The sequence below is a fragment of the Flavobacterium sp. GSB-24 genome, assembly GCF_027924665.1.
In the GTDB taxonomy this organism is placed as follows: Bacteria; Bacteroidota; Bacteroidia; order Flavobacteriales; family Flavobacteriaceae; genus Flavobacterium.
In genome coordinates, this window is record NZ_AP027043.1 from 4984821 (window position 1) to 4998669 (window position 13849).

Here is a 13849-nt window from a genome sequence, read left to right on the forward strand (position 1 = left end):
TTGTTTTTAAAGAAAAAACAAAAAGGATGCCGCTTCCATCAGGGCTAAGGCACTCGTTTTCAAAAGAAGTTTCAATTTTACAAATAACATTTCACATTTTCAAATAACATTTTACAAACAAAAAAATGAAATACAGAATAGAAAAAGACACCATGGGCGAAGTTCAAGTCCCAGCCGATAAATATTGGGGTGCACAAACAGAACGTTCTAGAAATAATTTTAAAATCGGACCATCGGCTTCAATGCCAAAGGAAATCATAGAAGGTTTTGCTTATCTAAAAAAAGCTGCAGCATATGCAAATTATGATTTAGGTGTTCTACCAATAGAAAAAAGAGATGCTATTGCTGCTGTCTGCGACGAAATCTTAGCTGGGCAACTTGATGACCAGTTTCCGCTTGTAATCTGGCAGACTGGTTCTGGTACACAAAGCAACATGAACGTTAATGAAGTAATTGCAAATCGCGCACAGGTTCTTAAAGGTTTTGAAATTGGCGAAGGCGAACAATTCATAAAAGCTAACGACGATGTAAATAAATCACAATCATCAAACGATACTTTCCCAACCGGAATGCATATCGCAGCCTATAAAATGGTTGTAGAAACAACCATTCCTGGAGTAGAAAAACTGCATGCTACTTTAGCTAAAAAAGCAGCAGAATTTGCAGATGTTGTAAAAATTGGCCGTACACACTTAATGGATGCAACACCTTTAACATTAGGCCAGGAAATTTCTGGTTACGCCGCGCAATTAGCTTTTGGTTTAAAGGCTCTTAAAAATACTTTATCGCACTTATCTGAAATCGCATTGGGCGGAACTGCGGTTGGAACAGGACTAAACACACCAAAAGGCTACGATGTAAAAGTAGCTGAATATATTGCAAAATTTACGAATCATCCGTTTGTAACAGCGGAAAATAAATTTGAAGCTCTTGCTGCACACGATGCAATTGTTGAAACTCACGGCGCTTTAAAACAATTAGCCGTTTCTTTAAATAAAATTGCGAATGATATTAGAATGTTAGCTTCAGGGCCAAGATCTGGAATTGGCGAAATTCACATTCCTGAAAACGAACCAGGATCTTCTATTATGCCTGGAAAAGTAAATCCTACGCAATGTGAAGCTCTTACAATGGTTTGCGCACAAGTTATCGGAAACGATATGGCAATTGCCGTTGGAGGAATGCAGGGGCATTATGAATTGAACGTTTTCAAACCTGTTATGGCAGCTAACTTTTTACAATCGGCACAATTATTAGGAGACGCTTGTGTTTCTTTTGATGAACATTGTGCGCAAGGTATCGAACCGAATCACAAACGCATTAAAGAATTAGTAGACAATTCATTGATGCTGGTTACAGCTTTAAATACTAAAATTGGTTACTACAAAGCTGCCGAAATCGCACAAACCGCACACAAAAACGGAACTACTCTAAAAGATGAAGCAGTTCGTTTAGGCTACGTAACTCCAGAAGATTTTGATGCTTGGGTGAAACCTGAGGAGATGGTTTAAATTTTTGATGGTTGATGGTTGATGGTTGATGGTTGATGGTTGATGGTTGATGGTTGATGGTTGATGGTTGATGGTTGATGGTTGATGGTTGATGGTTGATGGTTGATGGTTGATGGTAACTATTATAAAAAAAAGGATTTCTCAGATTGAGAAATCCTTTTTTTTATAACCTTTTATAATTCACAATTAACCATTAATCATTCACAATTCACAATTCACAATTAAAAAATCATTTTCCGTCGACATAATCTTGTAAGTAACTGAATCTCTCTGTTAATTTACCGTTTTCTGTGATTTTGGCTCTTTTTAGAATTCCGTCTTTATCACCGTTGAAGAAAGCTGGAATTACGTGTTCCATAAATTGTTCCCCAAAACCTTCGCTGGCATCTTTTGGAATTTCGCATGGAAGATTATCTACTGCCATAACAGCAACTGCTGCGGGATGGAAGAAATCAACTTCTTTGTCTTCTAAAGGAAAATATCCGTACAAAGGCTCTGCAATTGTCGAAGAACGAACTGTACTCGCAATCGGTCCATTTACATCGCAGGAAATATCTGCCACGACTTTTAACTTACAATCGCTGGCATTCAGCATTTCTTTAGTTAAAATCATTGGTGCATTACTGGCATAAAAATGTCCTGCAAAGTAAATATCAGACACTTTGGTGAATCTTTCAAAATCAGATTCATATTCTTCTGGATGATTTACAAAATCATTAAAATCTAAAACCTGTCCGTCTTTTCTTTTGTTATACTCCAAAACATCAAGCTGCACATAAACTGCCTGCGCATATTTTTTCGTCAAATAATTATCAACCGTAATTTCTTTTACTTTTATAGCATCCAAAATTTCTTTAGCTCCGCTCCCAACCTTTCCAGTTCCAGTAATTACAAATTTTAAGGCCGGCATTGTAATGCGTTTTAAGTGCATTATCAGAGCTTCTTTTCCTGAAAGTGTTTCAGCTTTTGGTAACTTAAATAACTCGAATTTAATTCCGAAAGCACGAATTCCGTTATAAACACCAACCATTCCAGCATAACGTCCAAAACCAATTAAACGGCGGTCATGTTCGTCAACAATGGTTTCGTGGTCATACAAATCAATATTTTTTTCTAAGATTGCCTGCAATAATTTTCTATTGTGAGGCTGTTTTTTAATCGTATGAGAAAAAAAGAAATAGGCTTTGTTTGGAATCAAATCTTCGACAGGAACTTCTTTCACACCAAATAAAACGTCACAATCTGAAACATCTTCAGTAACGGTGATTCCCATATTTTTATAATCCTCATCAGAAAATATTCTAATATCCGAACTTTCTACTTTTACAGAAGCATCATGATAAAGCTGTTTTAATCTTGTGAGTTCATTTGGAGCAAATACAACTCTTCTATCTGGTGGATTTTTTCTTTCTTTTATGATTCCAAACTTCATTTATAAATGATTTTAATATTCAATAATATAACTTTTTATATTGTATTTGTTTCAAATATAACAAATTTAGTTAAATTTTTCTTTCCAAAATACTATTTAGAATGCTTCAAAAACGTTACAAGCTGAAAAACAAACAAATAAAATTTACAACTCTTAAAATTATGTTAAAAAGAGTAAATTAAACTGTATAAATTGAGAAAACAACAAAATTGAATTCGATATATTTGTTTTTAAAGAACGATGCAAATGATTTTCCTTAAAAAAACAAAGATACCACAAATACTTTTCTCAATTCTAGTTTTGAGTTCATGTGGTAAAAACAAAAATACACAAACAGATACTACTCGTACAGTCGAAGATACATTACCTAAAATGAAGCCGTTAGGTGCTGAAAAGAAAATTTCACAGACCTATAAAAATTCGGTTGTTGGTAGAATTAATCATTTTTACAATAAAAACTGGCCTAATAATTCTATGAATGGCAGTTTTTTAGTGGCAAGAAACGGCCAGATTATTTTTGAAAGATATAATGGGTTTGCTAATAAAAATGAAGGTACTAAAATAACACCTGAAACGCCTGTCCAAATTGCTTCTGTCAGTAAAGTTTTGACAGCTACAGCGGTTTTAAAACTCGTAAATGCAGGTAAAATTGATTTGGACCAGAAGGTAAATACTATTTTAAAGACATTTCCATACGAAGACTGCACAATCAGAATGCTTTTAAGCCATCGTACTGGAATGCGTAATTATGCTTATTTTACAGATAGAGATAAATCTGTTTGGGATAGACATAATCAATTAACAAACAAAGACATTCTGAATATTTTAGCAACAAAAGACATTGGTTTGGAATCTAAAACTGGAACACGTTTTAGTTATTGCAATACCAATTATGCAATGCTGGCTCTTATTATTGAGAAAATTACTGGTTTAAGTTATAAAGAGGCGATGTCTCAGATGATTTTTAAACCATTAGGAATGACGCATACTTATGTTTTTGACGATGATAAGGACAGAAAGAAAATTGTTCCTTCTTACAAAGGAAACGGTGTAGAAATTGGTTTCGATTATTTGGATAATGTGTACGGAGACAAAAATGTATTTTCAACGGCACGAGATCTTTTAAAATTTGACCGCGCGAGACAATCACCTGACTTTTTAAAACCTGAATTATTGAAACAAGTTTATACAGGCTATAGCAACGAACGTAAAGGGACTAAAAATTACGGTCTTGGAATTAGAATGATTAATTGGGAAACTGGTCAGAATTTTTACTTTCATAATGGCTGGTGGCATGGCAATACTTCGTCGTATATTACTTTAATGAAAGAAGGAGTTACCATAATTGCGCTTTCCAATAAGATGACAAGAAACACTTATGCAGTTCGCAAATTAGCGCCGATTTTTGGAGATTATCCTTTTAATTTTAAAGACGAAGAATAAGAAAATTTTTCTGAAAATTTTAGCATAAAGTAATTTCAAATAGCATAAATTTGCAATCCTATTTTTGGGGTCGACTGGTTTTGACAGCAAGTCGAATTGAACAGTAAGCACGTCGAGCATTGAGACCTTGCTCGTAAATATAAGATCTCGAACTTTTACACGGCGAAAATAATTACGCTTTAGCTGCATAATCCGAATCATAGTAAGATTGCGCCACGTCTCTACAAGGTAGAGAAGCTGGATTCTCCTGGAAAGCCTTGGTTTGTGGCGTTCCGTCAAGGAGAACCGTAAAAATAAACCTAGATACCCATGAGCTTCGGGTGGGTTTCGAAAATTAAGAAGATAAGTGTTCGGTGGCTGTTTCTGGCCTAGCTTAACATCGAAAATCTAATCAGGAAATAAACGTGTAGAAAGCTCTTTAGTTGCTTGTTTGGACCCGGGTTCGATTCCCGGCGACTCCACAAAAAAGCCTGTAAACTATTTGTTTACAGGCTTTTTTTATGCACTTAATTAAACCGCTTTTTACTAATTCACGTTATTTAAAAAAATAACCAATCGTTATTTGGAAAACTCTATTCTTCATGTCATTATTGATAACATAACTGACATCACTTTCTTTAAAAACATTAGAATATGATAGATTATATCGTAGGTCTGTGTAAAACTTATCTTTATATTGATAACCCAATCCAAAGTTTACAGAAGTATCAATACCTGTTGAGTATTTTTTCAAATCTAAATTTTCATGATTGTCGTAACCTAAAAAATTATCGTGATATTCATTATTAGCTTTTAGAAGTATTCCTATTTGAGGTCCTGCCTGCACACTTAATCCTTTTAGCACATAATATTTTAGCATTACAGGAATATTCAAATAGTTTAAGTCTATTGTGCTTTTATAATTGGAATTGGTTACATCCTGATCAGAAAAGGAGATTTTTGTTCCCTGCTGGCTGTACAATAATTCTGGTTGAATTGAAAAGTTTTTCGCCACTGGAATTTCGACCATTAATCCTGCAGTAAATCCCGTTTTGCTTGATGAATTCAATTCACTTTCATCAAAAGTAAGATTTGCTAAATTTAAACCCGCTTTTACACCGAGCTTGACTTTTTCAGTTTGAGCCATAACAGTCACACCTAAAAAGAGTGTGCATATAAGCATATATTTTTTCATAGATAATATTTGTTTGAGAATGGCAGCTCTCAAAAAACGAAAGCTGCCGTATTTCTATCTTAATTTGTTATTTTTTAATAACCTTAGCTGTGTATTTCTTGCCTTGTACAGCGCACTCTAAAACATAAACTCCAGAAGTTAATCCGCTTAGATTTACGTTTGATGGAATACTTGAATACGTTTTACTCCATACAGCTTTACCATCCATTGCATACATTTTGATTTCTGCCTGCCCATCAATCTTTTCAGCTAAAAATAGGTTTACATTATCAACAGCTGGATTAGGGAATACTCTAAAAGGATTTGTTATTTTTCCAACAAGCATACCTTTTGAGTCAAATGGTGCTGACATACTATTACATCCATTATTATTTGTTACTTGAAGGCTGTAATTTCCTTCCCAAATTGTAATTATAGATTTTTCAGTTGCGTTTGGTATTGGTCTTTCATTTAAAAACCATTGGTAAGATGTTCCTTCAACCGAAGTTGTTAATTTCTTCTCTCCCACAACCTGAATTTCTGGTACAATGTTGTTCTCCAAAATTGAAATCGTAGTACTAAAAGTTTTACCAATTCCATTTTCATTATAAACCGTTACAAAATAATCGCCGCTTTCTGTTGTCTTGTAAGTTGGCTCTGTTGAACCATCAAACCATTCGTATGATTTATAGTTTCCAGGATTCAAAACAACTTCAGGGCCGCAGACAGCTCCACTAACTAAGTCAGATTCGAAAGTATCAAATGTTGCCGTAATCTTTTCTGTAAGTGTACATCCGTTTTTGGTTGTTATTGTTACAGAGTAATCTCCAGCTTTATTTATTTCGATACCATTAGTAACTTCACCTGTACTCCATTTGTATGAAGCAACTTTTAATTTATCTGAATTAAAATTAGTTTGGGCATCAATATATAAGCTTTTGCCTGCATATCCATGAATTACTGGACTATCAAATATTTTAAAATCTGATGTTGTTCCTTGATAAAGATAATTTTCGACTTTATTGTTTTGTGCAATACCGTCATTTTCCAATTTGGCGGTAATATTAAACACATGAGAATCTCCGCTGTTATCAAGTTTAGGCTGTTTCTTTAAAATATATTCTACGCTTTCGCCAACTAGAATTCCAGCTTCAATAGCTTCTGAAATAGTTTCATTTGTGTTGATATATTCTACATCTAATTGAATACTATTTGCAGGAATTGCAATTTGTCCTTCATTTGTCAGCTTTACTTTAAATTCAGAACCGCCGCATATATCTTTTGGTGACATTATTTGCACAGATACATCTAAAACAGGTTCGCTGATTATTTTTAAATCATCTAAAACCATATAAGAATATCCGCCTTCTTTAGCATGTCTAAGTCGAAGCATTACAGATTTTCCTGCATATTTACTTACGTTTACTGCTCCTCTTTGCCATTCAGTATCTGAATAAGTTCCTTGTTTAGCGTCTTTCCATATTTCAGTCCATTCACCACCTTGAGTTTTAATATCTATGCTGAATGAGTTCCTATAATTACATTGCATTGCATAGTAAAATTCTAAAGAAGTTGCATTTTCAGATAACTTATACATTGGCGAAACCATTTCTCCATTAATTGCATAATATTCAAGCTGATTGTAAAGCATTGTTCCTAAAGCATCTCCTGTATGATCTTTTTTCGGCAATGTCAGATTTGTATTATCTGGCTTTGGAACAGCTCTCCAAGGATAATTATCATCACTTTGATTTGAAGTGTAACCATTTGTTCCAAATATTGAACCCTGAGCTACACTTGAAAAAGTTTCAATATCTAGATTTGGTGCCTTAGCCACGACCTGAAAAGATTTTGTAAGAGTTGCCGCTTCAGCTTTTGGCTGGCCGTTTGTAATTACTTTTACATTGATTTCGTAATTTCCTGGTTCCAACTTTGGAAGACCATCTAATGTGTAAACAATTGTTTGATACTGTAGGATCTGATCATTTCGTTCTAAAACAATTGGCTCTCCCACAGCTTTACCATTTTGGGTAATTTGATATTCTATCGAAGCTTTTTCTACTTTTTTATAAAATACATTTCTTGCCCCTATAAAAAATTGGTGAGAAGGTGCATCTTCGTAAACAATTTCAGGTACACTTAAATCAGATAACTGTACATATTCTGATTTCTCTGTAATCTTAATATTATCTACTGCAAAACCATTAGCAAATAACCCATTATCATCGTGCTGGAATGCTACAATAACACAAGGTTTTCCTGCATACGGAGTTAAATCTACGTGATATTCTATCCAGTTATTAATGTAATACATTTTAAATGCCTGTTCCCACGTTTTACCACCATCTGTACTTACTTTTACATATCCGTCAGAAATTCCAGCGCCATCTCCAAAGGCATCAAATGTCAAGTGTGCTTCTTTGTAATTGGTCAAATCCAGCACAGGAGAAGTCAACATATCATTTGCAGCGTCGCAGTTACAAATATCATCGTTACTGGCCATAAATTTTGTATGCTCTGTTAGGTAAAAACTTGGAGACCTTAGATCTAAATCTGTTCCGAGTTTCCAGCCTGCAGCTCCTTTGTTTTCAAAAGTTCTCCATCCTTTATATCCAGCTGCATCTTCAAAATCCATTGTATAAGGCAGCACAGCTATTTTCTCATCTTCATTGTTCCAATTATCGTAATCAAAAGTGTAAGTATTATTTTCTGGCTTGATATCCTGAGTCATATCATCAGGAAATACAGAAACTTTAATGGTATTAGTACCAATGCTTTTTAAATCAATATTCGGAATAGCGTACGTTATGGTATCTCTAAACTTAGTAAATGCCAATGCCACTTTTTCTGTTTTTGAATAAACTTCATTTTGTAAATTATCAAGAATTTTTACGGCAACATTTACCTGCTCTGCTTTTGTCGCAAAATTATTGATGATTTTAGTAGTTATTGTTGTATTAGTATTGTCAATTTTACAACTTCCAGCATCTATTTTTGCATCTAAAAGCACTAAGTCATAAGGTGCATTATCTACATGAATATTATCTATAAAGGCTCCTAAGAATCCGTCATTATAATCATCTGTAGCAACACGAAAACGAATCGCTCCTTTTTTACCTGCAAGTTCACTTAAGCGAATACCAATTGGCTTTTTACTAAAATCATTATTAATTCCAGTAAACCATGGGCCTGACAATACACCATCGTCATAAATATGTAAAGTTGAAGGATAATCGATACCGGTAACTTTTTTCCAGTTTTGATTATCTTCAGAATATTCTACCACTAATCCATCATATCCATTGTGAAACAATGAAATAATATCAAACTCAACATACGGAGAGGCAACATTACTAAAATCGAATACTGGCGATTGTAATGTAAAATCAGCATTCAAAGCCATTCTTTCAGAAGCATTTGCAAGGTTTTCAGTAGCCCACAAATATTTCGATTTTGTATCTCTAAATGAATAAGAAGATGCCTGCCATATAAATTTTTGATTGGTAGCCAGTGATTTTGAATACCAGCCTCCCGGTGTTCTTTCAAAATTTTGATTGTAAGGAAACTGAGTAATAATACCGCTGTACGAAGCACTTATAGCACTATTATTAGCCGCTACAGGATCTTGGCTGTATGATACAAAAGCTTCATAAGTATGCAGACCTGCTGCTGATAAATCAATTGTGCCATCAAAAGGAATTGTCATTTCTGTATTTCCTTTAAATGCAGTGCTTAACGTTATATCTTTCCAGATGGTTTCGCTTCCTGGAGCTGTATCTGCATAACCCACTTTTAATTGAGATCCTGCTGGTATATCTTTACAGCCCACATTATAGATCGTTGCTGTTAGTGCATGATTTGCTGACAGCGAAGTGCCGGTATATTCCGGAAGATTTAATCCTACTACTTTAAGATCAAAATCTTTTTGCTCTGGAACAACCATAAAACTTGTAGTAAAAGAAATTCCATCTTTTGCGCCAAATTCTGTAACTGGAGCAAAATCAAATTTAACTTCTACATAGTTTAACTTCGTTGTGCTTATTAGGTAAGGAAGTTTTTCCTGAATTTTTACAATCGTTTCTTCGCCTGATGCCAAATCTTTATCAAAATTAATAACGCCATTACTGCCGTAAATTTCATTCAATCTGCCGCCAAAACCTGGCACCATTAATCTCAACTTATAATTTAAAACCTCATTTGCTTTAATTACAGTTGAGCCTGTATTTTTAAATTTAATATAAAAAGGCTCATCTCCTTTTAAAGAACCACAGGATGCCACAGGATTTTCAACAGAAACAAGTGCTATTTGTTTATCTGCATAAGCAGTTCCAATACCAATTGCGTACCAGGCATTACTAACTTGTTTGTATTCTTCAGAACCTATTCCGTATAAATCTTCTGTAACCATTAAAGTTGCCTGACGCATATCGCTAAAGTTTGAAGAAGGCGACAAATACTCTGTAAGTGTTATATAGGCAATTTTCTCTGCTTTAGTCAGACCAATAGCTTTAACATCATAACTATTATTAAGGTCATTTACACCCTGACCGCCTTCGCTTAAAAGGTAAAACCAATAATTCGTGATACCGCTGTTAATGTGCACGCCGCCATTATCGTAACTAACATTTGTTGGACTTACCCAATTTATTCCTCCATAAGTATCAGGCTGACCCTGCGCTTTTGGGTTACCCATATTTCTCATACTGCCATGAGTGTACAGTTCACTTCCAAGCATCCAAATATCTTCTTTTTTGTCTTTTCCAACATAAAATTCAACACACGTACCAAAGATATCACTGAAAGATTCATTCATCGCTCCTGATTCTCCCTGATAGATTAAGTCGGCAGTTAAACCTGTTACACCGTGAGTTAATTCGTGGGCTGTAATTCCTAAACCAACATACGGTGTACCATAACCATCTCCAAATTGTGCCCATCCGCCAGTCCATGAAGCATTTTCGACATTAGTGCCTAAATGCGCAAGACCAATAATGGTCATTCCTTTATCATCGATACTATTTCGATTAAACCTTTCACCATAATATTCTATGGTTTTCTGCATACCCCAATGAATATCCATAGCAACCTCATCGTGATCTTTGTTATGCAGTTCATTCCAAATATTATCTTCATCAACAAATTCTGTGATTACCTCATCTGCAGCATGCTCGGCATGGTTCATATTCCAAGTAACCATTGGTACTTTATATTTACCTTGCAGACCTTCTAGTCTGTATCCGTCAGCGTATTGCTTGGTATTAAAAACTACTTCTCCAGCATATCTTGATTTACCTTTTCCTAGACTCTGATCGCCAAAAGCAGCATCACGGCTTAAATCAAGGTTTAAAACTATTTTTCCTGTATTTGCATCTACATAAATGGTATGACTTGATTGCGGATTTGTCGCATAAATATTAAATTTCCAAGCCAGGTAATATTCTTTTAATTCAGAAGAAAAATTAGGTCCAACATAAACCAGCTCCCCCTGTGGTTTTGTGCTAATGTTTTTATTAACTAAAGAACCTAATTTTTTACTCTCCCAAATATATTGCTGTGCATTTACAGCTTTAAGCGCATTGTCTAAAGCTGTCGCTGCATTTATTTTATAATTGCTGCTTACGGTTAATTTCTTAGCCGTAGCCCCAAATGCATCAATTTTAGTTTTATTTTCTCTAACCTTATAAATTGCTCCTTCAACAGGAACCGAGTTATGCATTTGCTGATACGTAACTACTGTTCTGCCATGAGTATCAGAAACTGATTTTACCTGCATTTTATCTGACGCAGCTAAATCAAAATCTCCTTTTTTAACCTCAAATATATTTTTAGCCGTTACGTTTGCAGTTTTTGCAAAAGACTTAACCTTTGTACTAACTGAATCCTGCGGATTTGTTTTTTGTACCGTACTACTTAGATTTTGTCCGTATAATTTTTGGCTTTCCTGTTCCTTCTTCTTTACTGCTTCAGTTTCAGCATCAGAAAGTTCTATTCCGTTTATTTTTTCTTCTTTTTGAGTGAGAAGATTTGCAGCATCATTATTCTGACTTGAATATGAATCACTGGCATTTTTAGAAACCTTATCTTTTGTCCTGCTCAAAGTTGGTGATCCTAATGCCATTACTGCATTGCCCTTTAGTTTGTTGGGAACAGGTGACTGAGCCATTCCTACGGAACAGACAAAGAGACCTAACAAAACAAACAAATACTTGGTTTTAAAGTAAATTTGGTTCATTCGTTTTAAATTTAAAAATTAATAATATAGTATGCTTGGTTAATAAATATTCCACTTCGATGGCTCATAGCAAAACCATAAAAGCAGTTTTTAAAAATCAATTCGGAGTTTGATCTTTAGGATTTTCTTTTGTTATTTTTTCTAGAATTTTTAAAAGGGTTTTCTTTTTTGTTTCTGTTTCTTCTAAGAGTTGTTCTAAACTTTTAGGAGGGATATCTTTTTTCTTCCTATTCATTCTAATTTATTTACTTCGATCTGCGCGCTAATCGATTTGGTAAATGTAGAATGGAGATTATGTGTTTATGCAAAAAAGGACTATTGCAAAAACACTCTGAGGCAGAAAAGTTCCACCCAGAAAGCACTCAAAAAAAAATAAACCAAACTAAATCAGATCATTAGCTTGGTTTATTTTATGATGTTAAATACGTTAAATTGTATTGAGATAAGTGGAGAGATTTACCTTTTCGTTGGTTAAATCAAACTTTTTACGCAGTCTCGTTCGGGCATTTTCGATAGATTTAAAGGATTGTCCTGTAATTTGAGAGATTTCTTTTGTGGTTAAATCCAGATATAAAAGTGCACATAATCTTCGATCTTTTGGAGTAAGAGAAGGATAATCCTCCGTTAATTTGTCGAAAAAAGATTTATGAACCTGCTCAAAACTTATTTCAAATTCTTTCCAGATGTCTGTATTCAAATTCTTCTCAAGACGCTTTAAAACTATATCAATAGCCTGCTGCATTTCTTTATTAACAGTTTTGAGTTTAATCTGTTTAAGATCCGTTAGGATTTCATTAATGCTGTCTGTACGATGTATTTCTGCCATTGCCTTTCCTATGAGAACCTTTTTTTTGGCTTCCAAACTTTCGTTTAAGGCTTGCATTTTTGTCTTTAATTTCTCTTTTTCAAGCTGATTTTTAATATTCTTGTTGCGGTATTTTATCAGTAAAATAATTAAAATCAATATCCCGATAACCAATATTAAACCAACTACATAATATTTAAATCGCTTTTTTTGCTCAATAAGCATCTTTATCTGGGTTCTGGCTTTGTAATCCTGTTCCAGCTTTATTCTTTCAATGTTTACTGTCTTTTCTTCAATATTTATACTATCCTTAATGGCATTATATTTCTGAAAATAATAAACAGCATTTTTATAATCTTTCTTAATTACATAAACTTCATAAAGCATTTTATTGAGGTCTAAACCAGAAGAACTATATACATTTTCGCTGCATAATTCTAAACCTTTCTTTGCGTTTACAATTACGGTATCATAGTTTTTTTCTTTTAAATTATATTCAGAAAAAGACTGATATACAAAAGCCTGCAGTAAATCATCAACACGATTGCTCAATAAAGAAAAAGCTTTGTCAAAATACTCATCAGCTTGTGTCTTATTTTTTTTCAAAACATATGCTCTTGCAAGATTAGTGTATACGTAAACCTTTAGATCATCATTTTTTAAACTTTTATTTAGTCCTTCGGCTTTATGAAAATAATGCAATGAAGAATCTAAATTTCGACTGAGATATAAAGTCCCTATATTATTTAAAATTTTGACCAGCTTTACAGCATCATTTTTTGACTTTTGAAAACGATATACGTTTAAGAAACATTGCAGTGCTTTTTCTTTATTTTTCCCTTGTGCATAGATAATCGCAAGATTGTTTTCTAATTTGGATGCTTCTTCAAGGTTTCCATTTTTTTTGTAGATATCATAGGCTTTTAAATAATACTGAAGGGCAACATCTAATACCTCTCTCGCAGAATACATTTTGCCTGATGTAATATAAACACCAGCCAAGGTAAGTTCAGATTCTTTTGTTTTTTTAGCTTCAGTCTCAGCCAGTTCTATGTATTTTATAGCTCTTTCCCAATCTGTTTTTTGTAATCTTAATGCAATTTTGCGACACAGTTCTACTTTTTTCTGATGATTGTTAGTAGTATTTACACTATCTATCAGTTCTTGTGTTGACTGTGAATAAATAGTAAGGGGAAGCAAAAAAAGCCATAAAAAAAATAATCGTGGTATCATTTTTAAAAATTCTATTGGGAATTCCAAATTTAAACAATAT

The 13849-nt window shown here is 33.9% G+C and carries 7 protein-coding genes and 1 other RNA gene; 3 read left to right on the forward strand and 5 right to left on the reverse strand.

Annotated features, from left to right (window positions below; genetic code table 11):
* Positions 1–125 precede the first annotated feature (125 nt).
* Complete coding sequence (gene fumC / locus QMG60_RS21040) at positions 126–1511, forward strand: class II fumarate hydratase (protein ID WP_281866304.1); 1386 nt, start codon at positions 126–128, stop codon at positions 1509–1511.
* A gap of 229 nt (positions 1512–1740) precedes the next feature.
* Here fumC and QMG60_RS21045 read toward each other — a convergent pair whose 3' ends face one another.
* On the reverse strand, positions 1741–2943 hold the full coding sequence (locus QMG60_RS21045; protein ID WP_057116721.1) for an NAD(P)-dependent oxidoreductase: 1203 nt from the start codon (positions 2941–2943) through the stop codon (positions 1741–1743).
* Between the two features lie 240 nt (positions 2944–3183).
* On the opposite strand from QMG60_RS21045, the gene QMG60_RS21050 reads away from it, so the two are divergent.
* Positions 3184–4386, forward strand: coding sequence for a serine hydrolase domain-containing protein (locus QMG60_RS21050; RefSeq protein WP_281866305.1), 1203 nt, complete (start codon positions 3184–3186; stop codon positions 4384–4386).
* Between the two features lie 66 nt (positions 4387–4452).
* Positions 4453–4850: a transfer-messenger RNA gene (ssrA, locus tag QMG60_RS21055) on the forward strand.
* Positions 4851–4921: 71 nt separating this feature from the next.
* Here ssrA and QMG60_RS21060 read toward each other — a convergent pair.
* The 4 genes from QMG60_RS21060 to QMG60_RS21075 all read right to left on the reverse strand — a co-directional run bounded on the left by QMG60_RS21060 (position 4922) and on the right by QMG60_RS21075 (position 13809).
* Positions 4922–5560, reverse strand: a complete 639-nt coding sequence (locus QMG60_RS21060; protein WP_134139917.1) for a porin family protein — start codon at positions 5558–5560, stop codon at positions 4922–4924.
* A gap of 67 nt (positions 5561–5627) precedes the next feature.
* Positions 5628–11771 (reverse strand): M4 family metallopeptidase, encoded by a 6144-nt coding sequence (locus QMG60_RS21065; protein WP_281866306.1) that lies wholly within the window; start codon positions 11769–11771, stop codon positions 5628–5630.
* Positions 11772–11868: 97 nt separating this feature from the next.
* A complete protein-coding gene (locus QMG60_RS21070) occupies positions 11869–12006 on the reverse strand; it encodes a hypothetical protein (protein WP_157848508.1) in 138 nt (45 codons plus the stop codon).
* Positions 12007–12198: 192 nt separating this feature from the next.
* The gene (locus tag QMG60_RS21075; protein ID WP_281866307.1) at positions 12199–13809 is read right to left on the reverse strand and encodes a hypothetical protein; all 1611 of its coding nucleotides are present in this window, start codon (positions 13807–13809) and stop codon (positions 12199–12201) included.
* Positions 13810–13849: the final 40 nt, after the last annotated feature.